The organism is Actinotalea ferrariae (genome assembly GCF_019733465.1).
Classification (GTDB): Bacteria; Actinomycetota; Actinomycetes; order Actinomycetales; family Cellulomonadaceae; genus Actinotalea; species Actinotalea ferrariae_A.
Genome location: NZ_JACVQL010000164.1, coordinates 1 through 21,956, shown reverse-complemented (window position 1 = coordinate 21,956; position 21,956 = coordinate 1). Strand labels below are relative to the sequence as shown.

General features: G+C 74.4%; 19 protein-coding genes and 2 pseudogenes. 9 read left to right on the top strand and 12 right to left on the bottom strand.

What is annotated here, in order from left to right; translation table 11 throughout:
• The 3 genes from ICW40_RS13195 to ICW40_RS13185 all read right to left on the bottom strand — a co-directional run.
• Positions 1 to 1,042: HRDC domain-containing protein (locus ICW40_RS13195; protein ID WP_221654478.1), on the bottom strand; the 1,042-nt coding region annotated here is incomplete at its 3' end.
• Between the two features lie 114 nt (positions 1,043 to 1,156).
• Positions 1,157 to 1,531 (bottom strand): response regulator transcription factor, encoded by a 375-nt coding sequence (locus tag ICW40_RS21775; protein WP_221654477.1) that lies wholly within the window; start codon positions 1,529 to 1,531, stop codon positions 1,157 to 1,159.
• A gap of 326 nt (positions 1,532 to 1,857) precedes the next feature.
• Complete coding sequence (locus tag ICW40_RS13185; protein WP_374199157.1) at positions 1,858 to 2,418, bottom strand: DUF3000 domain-containing protein; 561 nt, start codon at positions 2,416 to 2,418, stop codon at positions 1,858 to 1,860.
• A gap of 126 nt (positions 2,419 to 2,544) precedes the next feature.
• Here ICW40_RS13185 and gndA point away from each other — a divergent pair, with 126 nt between their 5' ends.
• Both gndA and ICW40_RS13175 read left to right on the top strand, forming a co-directional pair.
• Positions 2,545 to 3,981: an NADP-dependent phosphogluconate dehydrogenase gene (gene gndA, locus ICW40_RS13180; protein WP_221654475.1), complete on the top strand. Its 1,437-nt coding sequence runs from the start codon at positions 2,545 to 2,547 to the stop codon at positions 3,979 to 3,981.
• Positions 3,978 to 5,342 carry a carboxylate--amine ligase gene (locus ICW40_RS13175; RefSeq protein ID WP_308121791.1) on the top strand — a complete coding sequence of 455 codons (1,365 nt, stop codon included), beginning with the start codon at positions 3,978 to 3,980 and terminating at the stop codon, positions 5,340 to 5,342. Before gndA ends, ICW40_RS13175 begins: the two co-directional genes overlap by 4 nt.
• Here the strand turns inward: ICW40_RS13175 and ICW40_RS13170 are convergent.
• The gene (locus tag ICW40_RS13170; protein WP_221654474.1) at positions 5,312 to 6,334 is read right to left on the bottom strand and encodes an epimerase; all 1,023 of its coding nucleotides are present in this window, start codon (positions 6,332 to 6,334) and stop codon (positions 5,312 to 5,314) included. The genes ICW40_RS13175 and ICW40_RS13170 overlap by 31 nt on opposite strands.
• 4 nt (positions 6,335 to 6,338) lie before the next feature.
• Positions 6,339 to 6,824 (bottom strand): hypothetical protein, encoded by a 486-nt coding sequence (locus ICW40_RS13165; protein WP_221654473.1) that lies wholly within the window; start codon positions 6,822 to 6,824, stop codon positions 6,339 to 6,341.
• Positions 6,825 to 6,873: 49 nt separating this feature from the next.
• On the opposite strand from ICW40_RS13165, the gene ICW40_RS13160 reads away from it, so the two are divergent.
• Complete coding sequence (locus tag ICW40_RS13160; RefSeq protein WP_221654472.1) at positions 6,874 to 7,494, top strand: hypothetical protein; 621 nt, start codon at positions 6,874 to 6,876, stop codon at positions 7,492 to 7,494.
• 9 nt (positions 7,495 to 7,503) lie between these two features.
• A complete protein-coding gene (locus ICW40_RS13155; protein ID WP_221654471.1) occupies positions 7,504 to 7,776 on the top strand; it encodes a hypothetical protein in 273 nt (90 codons plus the stop codon).
• Between the two features lie 60 nt (positions 7,777 to 7,836).
• Here the strand turns inward: ICW40_RS13155 and ICW40_RS13150 are convergent, their stop codons facing one another.
• Positions 7,837 to 8,499: a Type 1 glutamine amidotransferase-like domain-containing protein gene (locus tag ICW40_RS13150; protein ID WP_221654470.1), complete on the bottom strand. Its 663-nt coding sequence runs from the start codon at positions 8,497 to 8,499 to the stop codon at positions 7,837 to 7,839.
• A 153-nt stretch (positions 8,500 to 8,652) separates the two neighbouring features.
• Here ICW40_RS13150 and ICW40_RS13145 point away from each other — a divergent pair.
• The 3 genes and pseudogenes from ICW40_RS13145 (at position 8,653) to zapE (ending at position 11,111) form a co-directional block, all read left to right on the top strand.
• Positions 8,653 to 9,296 (top strand): annotated as a pseudogene (locus ICW40_RS13145) (dihydrofolate reductase family protein).
• A 15-nt stretch (positions 9,297 to 9,311) separates the two neighbouring features.
• Entirely contained in the window at positions 9,312 to 10,010 is a 699-nt protein-coding gene (locus tag ICW40_RS13140) for an NAD-dependent epimerase/dehydratase family protein (protein WP_221654469.1), read from the top strand.
• Positions 10,011 to 10,091: 81 nt separating this feature from the next.
• Entirely contained in the window at positions 10,092 to 11,111 is a 1,020-nt protein-coding gene (gene zapE, locus ICW40_RS13135; protein WP_221654468.1) for a cell division protein ZapE, read from the top strand.
• A gap of 47 nt (positions 11,112 to 11,158) precedes the next feature.
• Here the strand turns inward: zapE and ICW40_RS13130 are convergent, their stop codons facing one another.
• The 4 genes from ICW40_RS13130 to glgX all read right to left on the bottom strand — a co-directional run bounded on the left by ICW40_RS13130 (position 11,159) and on the right by glgX (position 18,519).
• Entirely contained in the window at positions 11,159 to 12,025 is an 867-nt protein-coding gene (locus tag ICW40_RS13130) for a PPK2 family polyphosphate kinase (RefSeq protein ID WP_221654467.1), read from the bottom strand.
• Positions 12,025 to 13,758 (bottom strand): malto-oligosyltrehalose trehalohydrolase, encoded by a 1,734-nt coding sequence (gene treZ, locus ICW40_RS13125; RefSeq protein WP_374199156.1) that lies wholly within the window; start codon positions 13,756 to 13,758, stop codon positions 12,025 to 12,027. The genes ICW40_RS13130 and treZ overlap by 1 nt, the downstream gene beginning before the upstream one ends.
• Before the next feature lie 121 nt (positions 13,759 to 13,879).
• A complete protein-coding gene (gene treY, locus ICW40_RS13120) occupies positions 13,880 to 16,408 on the bottom strand; it encodes a malto-oligosyltrehalose synthase (protein WP_221654465.1) in 2,529 nt (842 codons plus the stop codon).
• A complete protein-coding gene (gene glgX, locus ICW40_RS13115) occupies positions 16,405 to 18,519 on the bottom strand; it encodes a glycogen debranching protein GlgX (RefSeq protein ID WP_221654464.1) in 2,115 nt (704 codons plus the stop codon). Before glgX ends, treY begins: the two co-directional genes overlap by 4 nt.
• 178 nt (positions 18,520 to 18,697) lie before the next feature.
• Here glgX and ICW40_RS13110 point away from each other — a divergent pair, with 178 nt between their 5' ends.
• Both ICW40_RS13110 and ICW40_RS13105 read left to right on the top strand, forming a co-directional pair.
• Positions 18,698 to 18,877 (top strand): hypothetical protein, encoded by a 180-nt coding sequence (locus tag ICW40_RS13110; protein ID WP_221654463.1) that lies wholly within the window; start codon positions 18,698 to 18,700, stop codon positions 18,875 to 18,877.
• A 64-nt stretch (positions 18,878 to 18,941) separates the two neighbouring features.
• A complete protein-coding gene (locus tag ICW40_RS13105) occupies positions 18,942 to 20,018 on the top strand; it encodes an NAD-dependent epimerase/dehydratase family protein (RefSeq protein WP_221654462.1) in 1,077 nt (358 codons plus the stop codon).
• 112 nt (positions 20,019 to 20,130) lie between these two features.
• Here the strand turns inward: ICW40_RS13105 and ICW40_RS13100 are convergent, their stop codons facing one another.
• Positions 20,131 to 21,555 carry an APC family permease gene (locus ICW40_RS13100; RefSeq protein ID WP_221654461.1) on the bottom strand — a complete coding sequence of 475 codons (1,425 nt, stop codon included), beginning with the start codon at positions 21,553 to 21,555 and terminating at the stop codon, positions 20,131 to 20,133.
• A gap of 107 nt (positions 21,556 to 21,662) precedes the next feature.
• Positions 21,663 to 21,956 (bottom strand): annotated as a pseudogene (locus ICW40_RS13095) (monooxygenase); the annotation flags it as partial.

Here is a 21,956-nt window from a genome sequence, read left to right as displayed (position 1 = left end):
TGCGCGGTCCGCGCATCGAGGGCAGCGCCGAGTCGGGGAGCGCGAGCGCCTCCTCGACGGCGGCGAACCACTGCGCGGCGCGGCGGCGGGTGCCCTTGCCCGCGAAGGGGCGCAGCGCGACGAGGTCCGCCAGGGTCCGCGGCAGGGCGGTCGCCGCGGCGACGATCGCGGCATCGGGCAGCACGCGGCCGGGCGAGACGTCGCGCCGTCGGGCGTCCGCCTCGCGCGCCTGCCACAGCGCGCGGACGACGGCGAGCCGGCGGGGGTCACGCACGGCCTGGAGCCCCGACGTGCGCCGCCACGGGTCCACGCGCGGCGCGGGCGGGGCCGCGTTCCGCACGGCCTCGAACTCCTGACGGGCCCACTCGGCCTTGCCGGCCTCCTCGAGCCGGGCGCCGAGCTCGCGCCGCAGGTCGGTGAGCACCTCGACGTCGAGCGCGGCGTAGAGCAGCCAGTCCCGGGGCAGCGGTCGGGTCGACCAGTCGACCGCCGAGTGCTCCTTCGCCAGGCCGAGGCCGAGCACCTCGGCGACGACGGCGGCGAGGCCGACGCGCGGCATGCCGAGCAGGCGCGCGGCCAGCTCGGTGTCGAACACCGCGTCGGGGCGCATGTTCTGCTCCGCGAGGCCGGGAAGGTCCTGCGACGCGGCGTGCAGCACCCACTCGACGCCGCGCAGGGCGTCCGACAGCGTGGCGAGGTCCGGCAGCGCGATCGGGTCGACCAGGAACGTGCCGGCTCCCTCGCGCCGCACCTGGACGAGGTACGTGCGCTGGCCGTAGCGGTAGCCCGACGCACGCTCGGCGTCGACGGCGACCGGGCCGTGGCCGCCGGCCAGCGCGGCCGCCGCGGCGGCCAGGGCGTCCTCCGACTCGACGACGTCCGGCACGCCGTCGGCGGGCTCGCGCAGCGGCGTCACCTCGGGCGCCTCCGCGGCGGGTTCGACGGCCGCGGTGCCGGCCTCCTCCTGCGCACCCTCGCCGCCGGCCGCCCGCTGCTGCGGCACCGTCGGGGCGCGGTGGTCGGAGGCGGGCACGTGCGGCATGGCGACCAACCTAGATGTTCCGTCCGACACGGCGCGGCAGGCGCGACGGTCCGAGCGGACGCGTCGTGCGGGACGCGCGTCCCGGACCGGGTGCGACGCGGTGCGTGGCGGGCCTCAGGGCAGCAGGTCGTGACGGATCGCGTACGCGACCATCTCGGCACGGTCGCCGGTGCCGACCTTGCGGGAGATGCGAGCGAGGTGGCTCTTGACCGTGAGCGCGGAGAGGTCGAGGGCCTCGCCGACCTGGCGGTTCGAGCGGCCCTCGGAGACGAGGCGCAGGACGCCGATCTCGCGTGCGGTGAGCTCGGGGCCGACCTTCGCGGGAGCGGGCGCCGGCTTCGCGGCGATCCGCACCGCACCGGGGCTCTCGGCCGTGACGGCGCCGCGGACGCCGCCGCCGAGCAGGACGACGAGCTCGCGCCGGCCGGCCTTGCGGGTCAGCAGGACGGCGCGGGTGGACTCGCGGCGACGCAGGGAGCGCACGAGCATGTGGCCGTCACCGTCACCGATCTCGGGGACGACCAGGCAGAGGGGGCCGCCCGGCGCAGGGCGCTGGGACGGCGGGTACGGGGGGCTGTGGTCCGCCTGCACCGGCCGGCGGACCGCAGGGCGGCTCACCGGGGGTGTCCGGACGTGCTCGACGGTCAACGGGTGCTCCACACTGCCAGGCGGGGTCTGTCCTGCCTGTATCGGCAGGTCGCTACACCCCCTTGAGAGGTGGCTCACAGGAATTTGTGACGCGGTTTCGCCGACCAGTTGCGCCGGGGACGCCCGGTGTGCTCGTGGCCCGCGTCGGGACGGGGCCGTGACCGCCGTCAGCGACGGCGGCCGAGCGCCGAGACGCCGTCGGGCAGGGGCGGGAGGCCGGCGGCCTGGCACAGCAGGCTCGCCCAGGCCGAGAGGTGCGGGCCGACGTCGCCGGCGGGCGACCAGGAGGCCCGGATCTCGACCTCGGACTCCGCCTCGCGTTCGGCCAGCGTGCCGAACGACTCGGACGCGACGCGCGTGACGGTGCCGCCGAGCGCGTGGTGGTCGACGCCCGCGAGCGCCTCCTCGACCCACGACCACGCGGCCTCGCACAGCAGCGGGTCCGACGCCGTCTCCGGGTCGAGCGTCGCGCGCACGAGGCTGACCACGCGGAACGTGTCCTCCCAGGCGGCCTGGCCCGCCGGGTCGTGCAGGAGGACGAAGCGGCCCGACGCCGCGTCCTCGTCGCCGTCGTCGCCCGCCACCTCGGCCGTGAGCGCGACCGCGTACGGCGCGATGCGCGCCGGGGCGGGGATCTCGGTCAGCCGGACCTCCGGCCGCAGCCGCTCGTCCCGCAGCGCGTGGAGCGCACGGACGAACTCCGGGGGCACTCCGGCATCGGCGGTGATCACGTCGGCAGACTACGGCCGCCCTCCGACACGGACGTGGACCGGCGCGCGGACACCCCGGTGGCGCGATCGGGCGCCTCGGTACCCTGGCCGGACACGTCACCTCCCGAAGGGAAGTCCTCGAGCATGACTGCACGCGCGCAGATCGGTGTCACCGGGTTGGCCGTCATGGGCCGCAACCTCGCGAGGAACTTCGCCCGGCACGGGTACACGGTGGCGGTGCACAACCGGTCGTACGCCAAGACGCAGTCGCTCGTCGCCGACCACGGGTCCGACGGCGACTTCGTGCCGTCCGAGTCGATGGCCGACTTCGTCGCCTCGCTCGAGCGCCCGCGCAAGGTCGTGATCATGGTCAAGGCCGGCGGCCCGACCGACGCGGTCATCGCCGAGCTCGTCCCGCTCCTGGAGGAGGGCGACATCGTCATCGACGCGGGCAACGCCCACTTCCCGGACACACGTCGGCGCGAGGCCGAGCTCAAGGCGCACGGGCTGCACTTCGTCGGCACCGGCGTCTCGGGCGGCGAGGAGGGCGCGCTCAACGGCCCGAGCATCATGCCGGGCGGCTCGCGCGAGTCCTACGAGTGGCTCGGCCCGATCCTCGAGGACATCTCCGCCAAGGTCGACGGCGTCCCGTGCTGCACCTACGTGGGGTCCGACGGCGCCGGGCACTTCGTCAAGATGGTCCACAACGGCATCGAGTACGCGGACATGCAGCTCATCGCCGAGGCGTACGACCTGCTCAAGCAGGGGCTGGGTGCCTCGGCCGCGGAGATCGGCGAGATCTTCGCCGAGTGGAACACGGGCGACCTCGAGTCGTTCCTCATCGAGATCACCGCCGAGGTGCTGCGGCACACCGACGCCGCGACCGGCCAGGCGTTCGTCGACGTCATCCTCGACCAGGCGGAGCAGAAGGGCACCGGGCGCTGGACGGTGCAGAACGCGCTGGACCTGGGCGTGCCGATCACGGGCATCGCCGAGGCGACGTTCGCGCGGGCGCTGTCCGGCTCGGTCCCGCAGCGCACGGCCGCACGTGGCGTCCTCGTCGCCGACTCGGCCGCATGGGACATCGCCGACCGGGACGCGTTCGTCGAGGACGTCCGGCTCGCGCTCTACGCCTCGAAGGTCGTCGCGTACTCGCAGGGCTTCGACCAGATCGCCGCGGCGTCCACCGAGTTCGGCTGGGACATCGACCGCGGCGCGATGGCGCGCATCTGGCGCGGCGGCTGCATCATCCGCGCGCGCTTCCTCAACCGGATCACCGAGGCGTACGAGCGCCAGGCCGACCTGCCCCTGCTGCTGGCCGACGAGTACTTCGCGTCCGCCGTGGGCAACGGCGTCGCGGCGTGGCGCCGGATCGTCTCGTCGGCCGCGCTCAACGGCGTCCCGACCCCGGCGTTCTCGTCCTCGCTCGCGTACTACGACGGCGTGCGCGCCGAGCGCCTGCCCGCGAACCTCATCCAGGCGCAGCGGGACTTCTTCGGCGCCCACACGTACCGCCGCACGGACCGCGACGGCACCTTCCACACGGAGTGGACGGCCGACCGGTCCGAGAGCCCCGCGTGACGCAGGGGTCGAGCGCCGGCGCGGCCGGCGCGGGCGCAGCCGCGCCCGCGCGGCCCGCGCCGCTCATCACGCACGCGGAGGGCAGGTCGGCGGGCGGACGGGCGTTCCAGCCCGTCATCCTCGGCGCCGACATCGGGGTGTACGCCCTGGCCCGCGCCTTCCACGAGGGCTACGGCGCCCGCTCGGTCGTCGTCAGCATGACGGTGACGGGACCGGTGGCCGACTCGACGATCCTCGAGAACGTCGTCCTCGGGCCCGACGCGACGCCCGACGCGATGGTGGCCGCGCTGCGCGACGTCGCGGCACGCTTCGGTGCCGGTGACGACGGTGCCGGCCCGGACGGCGCCCCGCAGCTGCTCCTGCTCGCGAACACCGACTGGCTCGTGCGGTTCCTCGTCACGCACCGGGCCGAGCTCGAGCAGTGGTACACGGTCCCGTTCCTCGGCGAGGAGCTGCTGGCGCGGCTCGCCGACAAGGCGCGCTTCGCCGAGCTCTGCACCGAGCTGGGCATCGCGACGCCGCGCACGGTGGTCCAGGACTTCACGGGGGCCGACGACGCCGCCTGGGCGCCCGTCCCGGTCGACCTGCCGTTCCCGGCGATCGCCAAGGCGGCCAACAGCGCCGACTACGAACGGCTGAGCTTCCCGGGGAAGAAGAAGGTCTACCAGGTCGACTCCGCGGCTGAGCTCGACGAGCTCTGGGTCACCCTGCGCGCCGCGGGCTTCCGGGGACGGTTCGTCGTGCAGGAGATGATCCCCGGCGACGACACCCAGATGCGCAGCATCACGTGCTACGTCGACACCCGGGGCGTCGTGACGCTCTCGTGCTGCGCGCACGTGCTGCTCGAGGAGCACACGCCGAGCGGGCTCGGCAACCCCGCGGCGATGATCACCGGCCGGTTCGACGACATGCTCGAGCAGGCGCACCGCCTCCTGCTCGGCACGGGCTACGTGGGCTTCGCGAACTTCGACGTCAAGGTGGACCCGCGCGACGGGTCGGCCCAGTTCTTCGAGGTCAACCCGCGGATCGGCCGCAACAACCACTACGTGCTCGCGGCGGGCGCCAACCCGGCGGAGTTCCTCGTCGCCGATCGCGTCGACGACGTCGCCGCCGCGCCGGTCTCGGTCGAGCGCGAGGTCCTGTACTCGATCGTGCCGCACCGCCTGCTGCTGCGGTACGTCCTCGACCCCGCGCTGCGGGCCAAGGTGCAGGGCCTCATCCGTCGCCGGGCGACCGCCCATCCGCTGCGCTACCGCGCCGAGACGCGCCTCAAGCGACGCCTCTACGTGCTCGCCGCGTCCGTCAACCAGGTGCGCAAGTTCCGGCGGTACTACCCGGAGGTCACCGGCACGGGGCTGTGAGCCTCGCCCCGCCGACGGTCGTCGCGGGGGAGAGCACGGCGGCGCGCGACGAGGTCGTGCGCCGCCACGTCCCACGTCGGGTACGCGAACGTGAAGCCGGCGTCGAGCAGGCGCCCGGGCACCACGCGGCGGCTCTTGAGCAGCAGCTCGGTGTCCGTGCGCAGCACGAAGGCGCCGACCTCGGCCATGAGCCGGGTGGCGGGCAGGCCCGGCCGACCGCCCCACGCTCGCCGCAGCGTGCGCATGAGGTCGCGCTGGGGCACGGGTCCGGGTGCGGCCAGGATGACCGGTCCGTCGAGGTCGTCGCGATCGATCAGGAACGTCACGGCGCGCACGAGGTCGTCGCCGTGGATCCACGAGACGTGCTGCCGGCCGCCGGCCACCGGCCCACCGAGCCCCACGCGGGCCATCCAGGACAGGTAGTCGAACACGCCGCCGCGGTCGGGCGTCATGACCATGGCGGTGCGCAGGGGGACGCGGCGGGTGCGCGGCACGTCGGCCTCCGTCTGCGCGGCCTCCCAGCGGCGCGCGATGCGCACGCTGTACTCCCAGTAGAGCGGCACGTCGGGCTCCTCGCCGCCGAGGACGCCGTTCGCCTCGTCGTGCGGCAGGTCGTCTCCCCGGCTGCGCGCGTCGGCGTAGATCGTCGCGGTGCTCATCTGCAGCCAGACCGCGGGTGGCCGCGTGGCCTGCGCGATCGCCTGACCGACGACGCGGGTGGAGTCGACGCGCGAGTCCATCATCTGGCGCAGGTTGGCGTCGGTGTAGCGGCAGCTCACGGTGCGCCCGGCGAGGTTGACGACGACGTCGGCCCCGTCGATCTCCTCGGCCCACGGGCCGAGCGTGCGACCGTCCCAGACGACGTGCCGGACGCCCGGCTCGAGCTGCTCGGGTCTCCGGCTGAGGACCGTGACCTCGTGACCGCGCTCGGCGAGCGCGCGCCGGAGCAGCCTGCCGACCTGGCCGGTGCCGCCCGGGATCACGACCTTCATGCCGTCAGCCCAGCTGGCTGGTGCCGCTGTACAGGTGCAGGACGGGCACCTGGAGGTCGTCCCGCGCACGCGACGCCCAGTCGGTGTGGAAGGTGTCCTCGAGGGCGTGCGGCACGGTGACGACCACGACCTCGCGCACGTCGCCCTGCGCCACCGCCGTGCGCAGGGCCGGCAGGGGATCGTCGGCGACGACGGCGCCGTCGACCCGGGCGCCGGTCGCGACGAACGCGTCGATGCTCGCCGCGAGCTGGTCCTCGGCGGTCGCGTGCGCCCGCACGGGCTCCGGCTCCCGGCCGAGCGCGGCGTCGAGCGCCTCGCGGAGCTCGCCGAGGCTGAGGTGGTCCACGATCGAGACGAGCATGTTCCGCTCGGTGTCCGCGGGCACGAGGACCCGGTACCGGACGTCGTCGTCGGCGTGGAGGCCGGTGATGTGCTCCACGTCGGCGGCGGTCAGGGTGTCCTCGGTCAGCACGACGATGCTCTCGCTCACGCGGCGAGCCTATCCGTCACATCCGGCCGCCACCGTGCTCCTCAGGGGTATGGACACCATGCGGCGCCGCCCCGCCACCGACATCCCCGGCCCGCTGGAGGTGCTCGTCGCCTCCGGCGTCACGACCGGACCGCCGGTCGAGGCGGCCGTCACCGACGGCCAGTGGCTCGTCTACGACCCCGCCGGGCGGACCCGCACCGGGACGCTCACCGCCGAGGGCGTCGTGTTCGCGCAGCGGCACTTCACGCTCGACCAGCTCTGGGGCGACCACGTGGCGCTCGGTGACGGGCGCATGGCGTTCCAGCGGGGTGAGCTGCTCACGGTCGGGGAGGTGCGGCCCGACGGGTCGTGGGCCGACCTCCGGGACAACCACCAGGCGCCGCTGACGCACCGCATCGTCGCGGTCGCGCCCGACATGCTGATCTCGTACCTGGTGCGGTCCGGCCCGCAGGGGTACGTCGGCGTGGCGATCATCGGTCGCATCGGGGCCGACGGCGCCTGGACGCAGCTCAGCGAGCCGTACCTCTGGGACTTCTGGACGCACATCGTGCCGGTGCAGGACGGTCTGGTGCTCTTCTACAACAGCTACACGAGGCTCGCGGCGACCGGTCGCGTCACGGGCGACGGCGGCTTCGCCGACCTGCGCAACCACCCGGGCTTCGACCCCTGAACGTCGATCATGGCGGCGACCGACGGCACGCTGCTCTTCGTCGACGGGCCGAGCGGCTCGCTCGCGACGGGTCGGGTCGAGCCCGACGGCGGCTTCACGAACCTCAGGAGCGGCGTGCCCCTCATCGGCGGTTGGGCCTTCACGCCGACGCGGGACGGCCGCCTCGTCGTCCGGCCCCCGCAGGGCGGCGCGCTCGTGGCCCGGTTCCCGGTGGACGGCTGGTTCGCCGACGCCCGGCCGGTGGTCGGGGAGCTCCCGCCGGGCGCGGTGTTCGTCCGCTGACGCCGGTCCCGCGAGCCGTTCCGGCGGTGCCGAGCGGCGTCGCGTCGAGCCGCCGCGTCCTCATGGCCCGAGGCGCACCCACCGACCCTCGGAGACCACCTCGACCTCGCCGTCGACGACGGTGATCGCGGTCTGCTCGTCGATCGCGTAGGCCGGGATCCCGAGGTCGGCGACCCATCGCTCGGCGTCGGCCGTGGTGTTCGTCGGGAAGAGGTCCAGGTGCGGGAAGATCGCGAAGTCGACGACGCCCAGAGTGCGGTCGTCCGGCGCGGACGGCCACTCGACGAAGTAGCTCCCGATGCGGGGCGTCATCACCATGCTGCCCGCGCTCACCCCGACCCAGACGGTGTCTGTCAGCGACGGCAGGAGGTCGGCGAGCCCGGACTCCCGTATCCAGTGGTACAGGTAGGTCGCGTCGCCGCCGTCCACGAGGAGCACGTCGGCCTCGCGGACCCAGGGGACCCAGCGGTCGGCGCCGATCGTGGGCAGGGCCGTGAGCTCGAGGACGCCGAGGGACGCCCAGCCCAGCCCGGACAGGTGCGGGGACCCGCGACCCGCCGCGACGAGTCCCTGCACCGTCGTCGGGCCGCACATCGGGTGACCCCACTGCGCGGTCGGGATGCAGAGCGCGCGGCACTCGGAGACCGGCTTGCCGAGGAGCCGCTCGAGCGTGCTGCGGATGGTGGCGTTCGTGACGCCGCCGGACGTGAGGAGCAGCTTCACGGTGCCTCCGGGTTCGGGGAAGGTCTGACCCGATGGTGGACCAGCGAGGTCGCCCGGTCTCATCGGGGACGCTTGACCTGCCGCAGCGCGACGGTCGACAGTCGAGGGCGTCCCGAACGGTCGGCCGTGCGCACGCGTACCCAGGAGGCGCCGATGTCACGCACCCGGATCCACAACCTGTCCATCTCGCTCGACGGCTTCGCGACCGGTGAGCCGCAGTCCCTCGAGGCGCCGTTCGGGCACGCGGGCGAGCGCCTGCACGAGTGGATGTTCGCCACGCGGTTCTGGGCGCAGGGCGAGGGCGGTGGCGGCGGATCGGTGGGCGTGGACGACGCGTTCGCCGAGCGCCACGGCGTCGGCTTCGGGGCGGAGATCATGGGCGCCAACAAGTTCGGCCCGCCCGGCTGGCAGGACGACCCGGGTTGGACGGGCTGGGGGGGCCGAACCCGCCCTTCCGCACGCCCACGTTCGTGCTGACGCACCGGCCACGCCCCTCGGTCGAGATGGAGGGCGGCACGACGTTCCACTTCCTCGACGCGTCCCCGAGCGACGCGCTCAGCACCGCCCGCGCCGCGGCCGGGAGCCTGGACGTGCGGATCGGTGGCGGCGCCACCGTCGTCCGCGACTTCCTCGCGGCGGGGCTCGTCGACCACATGCACCTCGTGCAGGTGCCGATCGTGCTCGGTCGCGGCGTCCGCCTCTGGGACGGGCTCGAGGCCCTCGAGGAGGCCTACGACGTCGAGGCCGTCTCGTCGCGCAGCGGCGTCACGCACCTGACCTTCACGCGCCGCACCTAGCATGGTGCGGTGCCCGTGGACGCCCCTGACCGTCGCGCCGAGGCAGCGGGTCGCACGGTCGTCGTCGCGGGTGGCGCCGGGTTCGTGGGGCGGTTCGTGGTCGACGCGCTCCTCGCCGAGGGCGCACGCGTGCTGCTGCCGACGCGCCGACCCGGCTCCGTCGTGGTGCCCGAGCACGACCGCCTCGCGGTCGTCGGCGTGGCCTCCTGGGACGAGCCCGTCGAGATCGCGACCGCTCTGGCCGGACGCGGGTGGACGGCGGACGCCGCCGTCGTCGCGCTGGGCGGCTGGTGGATCGGCACGCCCCTGCTCGACCTGGCGCCGACCGCGTGGCGCGGGCTGCTCGAGAGCCACCTGACGGCCCACCTCCTCGCCGCCCGGGCGCTGCTGCCCCTCCTCGCGACCGCGGCCGCGGCCGGCGCGGACGCCGCGTACGTGACTCTCAACGGGGCGGCCGCCCGTGAGCCGATGGCCCTCTCCGGACCCGTCTCGGTCGCCGGTGCCGGTCAGACGATGCTGCTCGACGTCCTGCGCGCCGAGGGCACTCCCGTGCGGCTGCACGAGGTGGCGGTCCTGGCCGCCGTCGCGGGCGACGACCGCAACCTCGACCCGGTGGCCAGCGTGCGGGGTGAGGACGTCGCGCGCACGGTGCTCGCGGTGCTCGGGGACACGCGGGCCCCGGCGTCGGTGGACGTCACCGGCACCACGGCGTAGCCCGACGGGCACAGCGGTCTGCGCCCGACGGGCACGCGGCGTCGCCCGGCGGGTGCCGTCACCGGCACCTAGGCTGAGCGGGTGGAACCGCCCCGCCGCCTCGTCGACCGCCGGCCCGAGGTGGCGTCGGGGGAGCTGCTGTCGGGCTTCGTGCCGTCGCGCCACTTCGCCGACGCGACGTTCGACAGCTACCACCCCGACCCGGACCACGCGAGCCAGCGCACCGCGCGCGAGGCCCTGGCCGGCCTGGCGGACCGGCTCGAGCGACCGGCACGGCGGTCCTGGTTCCGGCGCGAGGAGCCGGCGGCCGTCTACCTCGACGGTGGCTTCGGCGTCGGCAAGACGCACCTGCTCGCGGCGCTCGCCCACCGGGTCCCGGGATCCGCGTTCGGCAGCTTCGTCGAGTACACGCACCTCGTCGGCGCGCTGGGGTTCGCGCCGACCGTGGCCGCGCTGTCCGAGCGCCGTCTCGTCTGCATCGACGAGTTCGAGCTCGACGACCCGGGGGACACCCTCCTCATGTCCCGCATGCTCCGCGAGCTCTCCGACGCCGGCGTGGCCCTGGCAGCGACGTCCAACACGCTGCCCGAGCAGCTCGGCGAGGGGCGGTTCGCGGCCGAGGACTTCCTGCGCGAGATCCAGGCGATGGCCGACCGCTTCGACGTCGTGCGCATCGACGGTCCGGACTACCGGCACCGCGGCGCCGCGACGCGCCTCGCGGCGGTGCCCGACGACGCGGTCCGCGCGGCGGCCGACCGCACACCGGGCGCGACCTGCGACGAGTTCGCGGCGCTCGTCGCGCACCTGCGCACGGTGCACCCGAGCCGGTACGGGGCGCTCGTCGACGGCGTCACGAGCGTGGGGCTGACCGGGGTGGGACCGGCGCACGACCAGGCGGATGCGCTCCGGCTGGTGGCGCTCGTCGACAGGCTCTACGAGGGCGACGTCCCGGTGCTGCTGGGAGCCGGCGACGACGTCGACGACGCGCCGACGCTCTTCGACGACGCGATGCTGCGCGGCGGCTACCGCAAGAAGTACCTGCGCGCGCTGTCCCGCCTGGGCGCGCTCGTCGAGGACGGTCGCGAGCGCATCGCGGGCTGACGGCGACCTCGGCGGACCACAGCCCGCGTCGAGGCAGGTCGGCCGGGTCAGCCCTCGGGGTGCGAGGCCTCCAGGCGGCGCAGCTCCGCCGCGACGTCGACGTCCGCCTCCGGCCAGTCGAGGTCGAGGCCCTGCAGGGCGTCGAGGAGGAGCGCGCCGACCGCGAGCCGCGCGTACCACTTGCGGTCGGCCGGGACGACGTACCACGGCGCGGTGTCGGTGGCCGTGCGCTCGAGCGCGACCTGGTAGGCCTCCTGGTAGAGCGGCCACCGCTCGCGGGCGTCGATGTCGCCGGGGTTGTACTTCCAGTGCTTGTCCGGCCGCTCGAGGCGCTCCCTGAGCCGCTGGGCCTGCTCGTCGAGCGACACCATGAGCGCGACCTTGACCACGCGCGTCCCGGACGCCACGACCTCGTCCTCGAAGGACCGGATCTCGTCGTAGCGCCGCTCGACCTCGTCGGCCGGGACGAGCTGCTCGACCTTGACGACGAGGACGTCCTCGTAGTGCGAGCGGTCGAAGACGCCGATGTACCCGGGCCTGGGCAGCGCCTCGCGGATGCGCCACAGGTAGTGGTGCTCGCGCTCCTCGGGCGTCGGGACGCCGAACGAGCGCAGGGCGACGCCCTGCGGGTCGACCGTGCCGATGACGTGCCGCACGATGCCGCCCTTGCCCGCCGTGTCCATGCCCTGCAGCACGAGGAGCACGGACCGGTCGCCGCCGCTGCGGCCGTGGGCGAAGAGCTTCTCCTGGAGCTCGGAGAGGCGGTCGCCCTGCTCGGCGAGCGCCGCCTTCGCCGTCGTCTTGTCCCCGCTCCAGCCGGGCGTCGAGCGCCGGTCGAACGCGGCGAGGTCGAAGCCCTCGCGGACGCGCAGAGCCTCGGTCGCGGGCGTCTCCCAGCGGCCGACGGCGTGCATCAGGCCGACCGGCGCAGCACGGCGACGTCGCGGCGGGCGAAGGTGAGGCCGGCGCCGGAGCGCCCGTCGCCGTCGCCGGGTGCGTCCCGTGCGTCGTCCCGGAAGCGGGCGAGGACCTCGCCGTCGAGGGGGACCGTCACGTCGTCCGCGAGCGCGGCCACGACGACGACGTCGCCGCGGTGCACGGCGAACCAGCGTCCCTCCTCGTGCTCGACGCGCGTGGCCGCGAGGTCGCCCGACGCGACGTCGGGCGTCGCGCGCCGCAGGGCGATGAGGTCGGTGTACCAGCGCAGGAGGCGCGCGTGCTCGGGCCGCTCGGGCTCGGTCCAGTCGAGCCGGCTGCGCTCGACGGTCGCCGGGTCCTGCGGGTCGGGGACGTCGGGCTCGCCGCCGTAGATGGCGTCCCAGCCGTGGCCGGCGAACTCGGACCGTCGGCCCTCCTGGATCGCCTCGACCAGCTCGGGCTCCGCGTGGTCGGTGAAGTACTGCCAGCGCGTGCGGGCACCCCACTCCTCGCCCATGAACAGCATGGGCGTGAAGGGCGAGAGCAGCACGAGCGCGGCGGCCGTCGCGAGGCCGACGTCGTCGAGGTGCTCCGACGGGCGGTCGCCGAGCGCGCGGTTGCCGACCTGGTCGTGGTCCTGGCTGAAGACGACGAAGCGGCGGCCGTCGGTCCCGGCGGGCACGGGCGCACCCCACTCCTCGCCCCGGAACGTCGAGTACGTGCCGTCGTGCAGGAACACCCGCGTGAGGACCTTCTCGAGCACCTCGGCCGAGCCGAAGTCGACGTAGTACCCGTGCTGCTCGCCGGTGAGGAAGGCGTGCAGCGCGTGGTGCACGTCGTCGGCCCACTGCGCCGTCATCCCGAGGCCGCCCTGCGCGGTCGGCGTGACCATCCGGGCGTCGTTGAGGTCCGACTCGGCGACGAGCGACAGGGGCCGGCCCACCTCGGCGGCGAGCGCGTCGACGGCGTCGGCGAGCTCGGCGAGCAGGTGCCGCGGCGAGTCGTCGACGAGCGCGTGGACCGCGTCGAGCCGCAGCGCGTCGACGTGGAAGTCGCGCAGCCAGCGCAGCGCGTTCTCGACGACGAACCGGCGGACCTCGACCGACCCGTCGCCGTCGAGGTTCACGGCCTGGCCCCACGGCGTCTCGTGCCGGTCGGTGAAGTACGGCCCGAACGCGTGCAGGTAGTTCCCGGACGGGCCGAGGTGGTTGTAGACGACGTCGAGGCACACGCCGAGCCCGCGCTGGTGGGCAGCGTCGACGAACCGCTGCAGGGCCGCCGGGCCCCCGTACGGCTCGTGCACCGCGTAGAGGGCGACGCCGTCGTACCCCCAGCCGTGGACGCCCGGGAACGCCGCGACGGGCATCAGCTCGACCACGTCGACGCCGAGCGCCACGAGGTGGTCGAGGCGCTCGACCGCGGCGTCGAGGGTGCCCTGCGGCGTGAACGTGCCGACGTGCAGCTCGTAGACGACCGCCCCGCGCACGTCCCTGCCCGCCCAGGCCCGGTCGCCCCACGGGTGCAGCGTCGGGTCGAACACGCGGCTCGGGCCGTGGACCCCCTCGGGCTGCCACGCGCTGCGCGGGTCGGGCCGCGGGTCGTCGCCGTCGAGCACGAACCCGTAGTCCGCGCCGTGGGCGAGGCTCACGGGCGAGCGCCACCACCCGCCCGGCTCCGGCTCCATCGCGTGGCGCTTGCCGTCGCGGCCGGGCAGGTGCAGCTCGACCAGCTGCGCCGCGGGCGCCCAGACGCGGGGCTCGGTGCCGGACCCGGCGGCGCTGCTGGCCTCCGTCGTGCGGTCAGCGGGATCGGTGGGTCGGGGGTCGGGAGAGGTGCCGTCGCTCACGCGCTCAAGCCTGCCCGGAGGGCACGAGGAGGGCCACCGGGAGCGACGAGAGCAGCTCGGTGAGCGGGACGACGCCCCCGTCCACCTCGCGACCCGTGAGCGCGTCGCGCCACCGGCCCTCCGGCAGGGCGACCGTGTGGCCGCCCCAGCCGCCGAGGCGCTCGAGCGAGAGCGCGAGCCGGGTGACGACGGTGACGGCGCACGGCCGGCCGCCGTCGGTCCGCGCGAACGCGAACGCGTTGCCCGACGACGACGGGAGCGGCAGGTAGCCCGCCTCGGGACCGACGAAGCAGCCGGGGCGGTCGCGCCGCACGCGCAGCGCGCGCGACGTCACGACGAGCTTCTCCTCGTCGAGCGTGCGCGGCTGCTCGCGCTCGAGCCGGTCGAGCCGGTCGAGCATCCGGCCGAGCGCCTCGACGTCGACGGGCCGGCGGTTGTCGGGGTCGACGAGCGCGACCGCGGACACCTCGGTGCCCTGGTACACGTCGGCGACGCCCGGCATCGTCAGCTGGACGAGCTTCATCCCGAGCGTCGCCGCCCGGATCCCCGGTGCCGCGCGGCGGGCCCACTCCTCGAAGGCGTCGAGCACCTCCGGCGCCCCGAGCAGGTGGCGGGCGAAGCCCAGCACGGCCTCCTCGTAGGCCTCGTCGGGCGCCGTCCACGACGTGTGGGACTTCGCCTCCCTGATCGCCTTGACGAGGTACTCCGTCAGGCGCGCCTCGGCGAGCGGACCGCCGTCCCACGTGCCGGCGAGCGTCTGCCACAGGATGTTCTCGGTGCGCCCGTCGAGCAGCGCCGGCCGGACGTCCGCCGTGGCGGCCCGCAGCCGGTCGACGAGGTGCGCCCACTCGACCGGGAGCTCGGAGAGCACCCCGAGCCGTGCGCGCACGTCCTCGCTGCGCTTGGTGTCGTGGGTCGACAGGCCGGTCATCGCGACCGGCGAGTGGTCCTGCGTGCGGCCCGCCCAGGCGTGCAGCTCCTCGGGGCTGATCGCGAACCGCTCGGGTGCGCCGCCCACCTCGCACAGGCTCAGCAGGTGCGTCCACCGGTAGAACGCCGTGTCCTCGACGCCCTTGGCCATGACGGCGCCGCAGGTCTGCTGGAAGCGGACGACGAGCTCGTCACGCCGCTGCTCGCGCGTGCGCCCGGCCGAGCCGACCTCGCGTGCCAGGAGCATCTCGGCGAGCAGGTCGAGGCTCTCGTGCCGGTCCTCGTCGAGGCGCGCCCGGGCCGTCGCGACGCACTCCGCGAACGCCGCCTGGGCGTCCGGGTGGACCGGCTCGCCGGGCGTCACGTAGTAGCGGTAGCGGTCGGCCGCCACGATGAGCTCGACGAGGCACTCGTGCAGCGAGCGCCACGTGTGGTCGCGCAGCCGCACGTCGTCGCGGCAGATGTCGGCCGCGAGGTCGGCGAGCCGGTGCACCTCGGCGTAGAGCGGCCCGGCGACGATCTGGCGCTTGGCCTCCTCGACCAGGGCGGGCAGCGCATCCGTCGTGTCGCCCGTCAGCCGGTGCATGAGCGCGCCGAGCTCGCCGCCGCCGCCGGGGTCGACGAACGTCGCGTGGATGCGCCACATCGCGTCGTAGCCCGTCGTGCCGACGGTCGCCCAGTCCTCGGGCAGCTGCTCGGTGGGCGCGAGGATCTTCTCGACCGCGACCCACGCGTCGTCGGTGGCCTGGGCCAGCCGGTCGAGGTAGCCCTGGGGGTCGGCGAGCCCGTCGGGGTGGTCGATCCGCAGGCCGTCGACGACGCCGTCGCGCACGAGGCCCGCGACCAGCGCGTGGGTCGCGTCGAACACCTCCTGGTCCTCGACGCGGATCGCGGCGAGCGTCCCGACGTCGAAGAAGCGGCGGTAGTTGAGCTCCTCGTCGGCGACCTTCCAGTACGCGAGCCGGTAGTGCTGCCGGTCCACGAGCTCGGCCATGGGCAGCTGCTCGGTGCCCGGGCGGACGGGGAACACGTGGTCGTAGTAGCGCAGCACGGTCTGCGGCCCGTCGCCCCCCGGGATCTCCGCCTCGTCGAGCGCCAGCTCGCCGTCGGCGAGCACGGCGCCGATCCGCCGGCCGAGGACCGGCATGAGCAGCGCGCCCTCGCCGGCCGACCAGTCGACGTCGAACCACGACGCGTACGGCGAGTCCGGTCCCTGCGCAAGCACGGACCACAGCGCCCGGTTGTGCCACACGGGCGTGGGCACGGCCATGTGGTTGGGCACGATGTCGACGACGAGGCCGAGGCCGTGCTCGCGCGCGGTCGCCGCGAGGCGGTCGAACGCCTCGCGCCCGCCGAGGACGGGCGAGATCACGTCGTGGTCGACGACGTCGTAGCCGTGCGTCGAGCCCGGTGCGGCGGCCAGCACGGGGGAGAGGTACAGGTGCGTCACGCCCAGGCGCTGCAGGTACGGCACCTGCCGGGCGGCGTCGTCGAGCGTCAGGTCGGCGTTGAGCTGCAGCCGGTACGTCGAGACCGGGACGGGTCGACCCTCGGGGGGCCGGCGCCGGGCCGGCCCCGGACGGTCGGGATGCTCCGCGGTCACTCGATCACCGGCCGGGTGAGGACGAGCGTGCTGCGGCCCGTGATGTCGATCGTCGCGCCGGCCTCGACCTCGGCCCCCGCGCCCAGCGTGTGGTCGGTGTCCACGACGCACGTCCACACCGCGCCGAACTCCTTGGGGGGCAGCGTGAAGGTCACCGTGTCCGGCGCCGCGTTGTAGAGCACGAGGAACGAGTCGTCCACGAGGCGCTCGCCGCGCGCGTCGGGCTCGGCGATCGCCTCGCCGTTGAGGAACACGGTCACGGCGCGCGCGTACCCGTTGTTCCAGTCCTGGTCCGACATGTGCTCGCCGCTGGTCGAGAACCAGGCGATGTCGCCCAGGTCGGACTCGCCGCCGTGGTCGGCGCTGCCGAAGAAGAACCGGCGGCGGCGCAGCACGGGGTGGTTGCGGCGCAGGTGCACGAGCGACCGCGTGAACTCGAGGTGGCCCGCCGCCTGGTCGCTCAGGTCCCAGTCCATCCACGTGATCGGGTTGTCCTGGCAGTAGCCGTTGTTGTTGCCGCCCTGCGTACGCCCCAGCTCGTCGCCGTGCGCGATCATCGGCACTCCCTGCGACAGCAGCAGCGTCGTGAGGAAGTTGCGCTGCTGACGCCACCGCAGGTCCGTGATCTCCGGGTCCTCGGTCGGACCCTCGACGCCGCAGTTCCAGGACCGGTTGTGGCTCTCGCCGTCCTTGTTGCCCTCGCCGTTGGCCTCGTTGTGCTTCTCGTTGTACGAGACCAGGTCGTTGAGCGTGAAGCCGTCGTGCGCGGTGACGAAGTTGATCGACGCGATGGGCTTGCGGCCCGTGTGCTCGTAGAGGTCCGACGAGCCCGACAGGCGGCTCGCGAACTCGGCGAGGGTCGACGGCTCGCCCCGCCAGAAGTCGCGCACGGTGTCGCGGTACTTGCCGTTCCACTCGGACCACAGGGGCGGGAAGCCGCCGACCTGGTAGCCCCCGTCGCCGACGTCCCACGGCTCGGCGATGAGCTTGACCTGGCTGATGACCGGGTCCTGCTGCACGAGGTCGAAGAAGGCGGACAGGCGGTCGACCTCGTGGAACTGACGGGCGAGCGTGCTCGCCAGGTCGAACCGGAAGCCGTCGACGTGCATCTCGTTGACCCAGTAGCGCAGCGAGTCCATGAGCAGCTGGAGCACGTGGGGGTGCCGCATGAGCAGCGAGTTCCCGGTGCCCGTCGTGTCGTAGTAGTGCGCCTGGTCGTCGTCGACGAGCCGGTAGTAGGCCGCGTTGTCGATGCCGCGGAAGCACAGGGTGGGGCCGAGGTGGTTGCCCTCCGCCGTGTGGTTGTAGACGACGTCGAGGATGACCTCGATGTTCGCCTCGTGCAGCGCCTTGACCATCTGCTTGAACTCCTGCACCTGCTGACCGGGCGTCTGCGAGGAGGCGTACCCGTTGTGCGGCGCGAAGAAGCCGATCGTGTTGTAGCCCCAGTAGTTGGACAGGCCCTTGTCCTGGAGCGTCGGGTCGTTGACGAACTGGTGCACGGGCATGAGCTCGATCGCGGTGATCCCGAGGTCGACGAGGTGGTCGATGATCGCCGGGTGCGCCATGCCGGCGTACGTGCCGCGCAGCTCCTCGGGGATGCTCGGGTGCTGCATGGTCAGGCCCTTGACGTGGCCCTCGTAGATCACGCTCTCGTGGTAGTCGCGCAGCGGCGGCCGGTCGTGGCCCCAGTCGAAGTACGGGTTGATGACCACGGACTTCATGGTGTGGGCGGCGGAGTCGTCCGTGTTGAGCGAGTCCGGGTCGCCGAAGTCGTAGGAGAACAGGGACTGGTGGCCGTCGATCTGCCCGTCGATCGCCTTGGCGTACGGGTCCAGCAGCAGCTTGGCGGGGTTGCACCGCTGCCCGTTGGCCGGGTCGTAGGGGCCGTGCACGCGGTACCCGTACCGCTGCCCCGGCTGGATCGTCGGGAGGTACGCGTGCCACACGAAGGCGTCGACCTCGGGGAGGTCGATCCGGGTCTCGGTCCCGTCGTCGTCGAAGAGGCACAGCTCGACGCGCTCCGCGACCTCGGAGAACAGGGCGAAGTTGGTGCCCGTCCCGTCGAAGGTCGCGCCGAGGGGGTAGGGCTTGCCGGGCCAGATCTGCATGCCGCAAGAGTGCCAGGCGACCGCCTCGCGTGCGCACCGAGGGACGTCCTCCGTGGACGGTGTGGTGCGCGTCACGTCGTGGCCCGGCCGGGTCGGCCGTCGGGTGCCGCACGGCCGCTGCCGTGGGGCACCGCACGCTCGGCGTGCGAGCGCGGGCCGACGGTGCGACGTTGGGACCATGAGCGAGCAGACACCAGACGCCTACGACCCCGCGCAGGACCAGGACTCGGACCCGGAGAGCCTCGAGCCGCGCACGGGTTCCCGTGCCGCCGGCAGCGGCACCACCGAGGGTGACCCCGACGCCGACCCGGACATGCTCAACCCGCGCCAGGACGTCCAGTCCGGCGACGAGCTCTGACCGGTACCGCTGAGATGCGCGGTCCCGGTGGCATGAGCGCCGCGACGCCGGCGGGCGGTCGGCCTTGAGGGTCGCCGTCGTCGGTGCGAGCGGCAACATCGGGACCGCGCTCCTGCGTGCGCTCCGCGACGAGGACGCGGTGCGGTCCGTCGTGAGCGTCGCGCGCCGCGTGCCCAGCACGGTGCCCCCGGCGCCGTACGACGTCGCCGAGTGGCGCGCGGTCGACCTGGCCGCCGCAGGACCCGACGAGCCCGTGGTGGCCGCGCTCGCGGACGCCTTCGCCGGGGCCGACGCCGTCGTGCACCTCGCCTGGGCGATGCAGCCCAGCCACGACCGCGCGCTGCTCCGCGCGACGAATGTCACCGGCGCCGCGCGCGTCATCGAGGCCGTCGCCCGCGCCGGCGTGCCGCACCTCGTCGTCGCGTCATCCGTCGGCGCCTACGCGCCCGTGCACGACGACGAGCCGCGGACCGAGGACTGGGCGACCGAGGAGGTGCGCAGCAGCCACTACAGCGTGGACAAGGTGGCGGTCGAGCGGCTCCTCGACGAGGCCGAGGTGCTCCACCCGCAGCTGCGCGTCGCGCGCGTGCGGCCCGCCCTCGTCTTCCAGCGTGCCGCCGGGTCGGGGATCGAGCGGTACTTCCTCGGCCCGCTCGCACCCGCCGCGGCGCTCGGTGCGGGGCTGCCCGTGCTGCCGTGGCCCCGAGGCGTGCGCGTGCAGGCCGTCCACGCCGACGACCTCGCGCAGGCGCTGCGCGCCATCCTCCTCGACCAGCACGTGGGTGCCTTCAACATCGCGGCCGACGACGTCCTGCGCGCCCCGCAGGTCGCGGCGCTGCTCTCGGGCGGCCGGCACGTCGAGGTGCCCGTGCCCCTCGTGCGGGCCGCGGTGCACGGCGCCTGGCTCGCGCGCGCCATCCACATCAGCCCGGGCTGGGTCGACCTGGCGGCGGGCATCGCCCTCATGTCCACCGAGCGGGCACGCACGGTGCTGGGGTGGCGTCCCCGGCACACGGCGGTCGAGGCGCTCGCCGCGGTGCTGGGCGGGATGGTCGACGGCGTGGGCACGGCGAGCCCGCCCATGCGCCCCCGCGCGCGCGGCGGCAGGTCGCTCGTGGGCGGCCAGCGCGACGTCCGCTGACGCAGGCCGGTCCGGGCGTCAGCTGACGTACGGACGTCCGCTGACGCGCACCGGCCCGGCCTGACCCGGCCCGGCCCGACCAGGCGCCGCGGTGCGTGAGCGCGTGAGCGCGTCAGCGGGCGCCGGCCTCTGCCTCCGCCTCGACCTCGTCGCGGCGGCGCCGGGCCCCGCGGGCGCCCCCGGTCACCAGGTGGAGCACGGTGCCGGCTGCGAGCAGGATGCCTGCGAGCGCCCAGTGCTGCGGCTCCTGCTGCGTGAGCAGCACGAGGCAGCTCACGACGGCGAGCACGGGAACGAAGGTCGGCGCCCGGAAGTGGTCGTGGTCGACGGTCTCGCGGCGCAGCACGAGGACCGCGACGTTGGTGCTGAGGAACACGAAGAGCAGGAGCAGCACCACGGTCGCGGCGAGGTCGACGAGCTCGCCGGTGACGGCGAGCAGCATCGCCACGGCCGTGGTGACGGCGATCGCGACCCACGGCGTCCGCCGGCCGGGCAGCACCCGGCCAAGGGCGCGGGGCAGCAGCCCGCGGTCGGACATGCCGTACGCGAGGCGGCTGGCCATGATCATGGTGAGCAGGGCGCCGTTGGCGACCGCGACGAGCGCGATGACGGCGAAGAGCGTGGGCGGGATGCCGCCGAAGGTGTCGACCACCTCGAGCAGCGGGCCGGACGACTCGGCGAGCGTGGCGGTGTCGACGACGGCGGGCGCCACCCACCCGACCGCGAGGTAGACGAGCCCTGCGGTGACCATCGAGCCGAACAGCGCGCGCGGGTACACGCGGCTCACGTCGCGCACCTCCTCGGCGAGGTTGGCGGACGTCTCGAAGCCGACGAACGAGTAGAAGGCGATGAGGGCGCTCGCGAGCACCGCGGCTCCGAGCGACGTGCCCTCGGGGACGTCGAGCGGGCCGACGCCCTCGCCGTCGCCGCGCGCCAGGACGATCGCGCCCACCACGACGACCAGCAGGAGGCCGGTGAGCTCGATCGCCGTCATCGCCACGTTGGCGCCGAGCGACTCCTTGATCCCGCGCGCGTTGAGCAGCGCGACGAGGAGCAGGAACACGAGCGCCGCGGCCGCGGGCGGCACGTCGAGGAACACGCCGAGGTAGTCGCCGCCGAAGGCGAGCGCGAGGCCGGCCGCGCTGACCACGCCCGCCGAGAGCATCGAGAAGCCGACCAGGAAGGCGACGAGCGGGCTGCGGAACGCGCGCTCGGCGAACACGGCCGAGCCGCCCGCGCGCGGGTACTTCGTCACGAGCTCGGCGTACGAGAACGCCGTGAGCAGCGCCATGACGAGCGCGACGGCGAACGCGAGCCACACCGCGCCCCCGGCCGTCCCGGCCATCTCGCCGACCAGCGCGTAGATGCCGGCGCCCAGCACGTCGCCGAGGATGAACAGGTACAGCAGCGGGCCCGTGACGGCCCGGCGCAGCCGGGTCGGGGACTCGCCCCCGTGGTCGGCCGCGCCTGCGGCGGCGGCACCGGCGGCGGACGGCGTGCCTGAGGTGCCCGGCGTGGGGGAGGTGTTCGACGGCATGCGGTGAGTATCCGCACCACCGCCGCCGGGCGCGCGGCGAACGGATCAAGGTCCGCCCGCTCGCGCGCCGTGCGCGACGGCACGCCGCGGACGGCCCGACGGCCCGCTCAGCGGGCGAGGCGCTCCACGATCGCGCCGAACAGGGGCGGGATGCCCGCCGCGACGGGGACGATGCCGCGCCGCAGGGGCGACGTCGCCCACGCGACCAGGCCGCCCGTGAGCACGCGGTAGTCACGCGTCGCCTGGACCCAGGCCCGCTCGTAGGCGAGCGGGTCGTCGAGCGTCGCGACGGCGGCCCGCGCCTGCGCGAGCCCGACCCGCAGCCCCTCGCCGGTGAGTGCGTCGACGTAGCCCGACGCATCGCCCACGAGCCGCACGCGGCCGGCCGTCCGGCGCAGCGC

Coding starts and splice junctions, on each gene's coding strand:
- ICW40_RS13100 (WP_221654461.1), bottom strand. CDS start 21,555: ATGCCGTCGAACACCTCCCCCACGCCGGGCACCTCAGGCACGCCGTCC.
- ICW40_RS13130 (WP_221654467.1), bottom strand. CDS start 12,025: ATGCACGCCGTCGGCCGCTGGGAGACGCCCGCGACCGAGGCTCTGCGC.
- ICW40_RS21775 (WP_221654477.1), bottom strand. CDS start 1,531: ATGCTCGTGCGCTCCCTGCGTCGCCGCGAGTCCACCCGCGCCGTCCTG.
- gndA (WP_221654475.1), top strand. CDS start 2,545: ATGACTGCACGCGCGCAGATCGGTGTCACCGGGTTGGCCGTCATGGGC.
- ICW40_RS13155 (WP_221654471.1), top strand. CDS start 7,504: ATGGCGGCGACCGACGGCACGCTGCTCTTCGTCGACGGGCCGAGCGGC.
- glgX (WP_221654464.1), bottom strand. CDS start 18,519: ATGCAGATCTGGCCCGGCAAGCCCTACCCCCTCGGCGCGACCTTCGAC.
- ICW40_RS13160 (WP_221654472.1), top strand. CDS start 6,874: ATGGACACCATGCGGCGCCGCCCCGCCACCGACATCCCCGGCCCGCTG.
- ICW40_RS13170 (WP_221654474.1), bottom strand. CDS start 6,334: ATGAAGGTCGTGATCCCGGGCGGCACCGGCCAGGTCGGCAGGCTGCTC.
- ICW40_RS13110 (WP_221654463.1), top strand. CDS start 18,698: ATGAGCGAGCAGACACCAGACGCCTACGACCCCGCGCAGGACCAGGAC.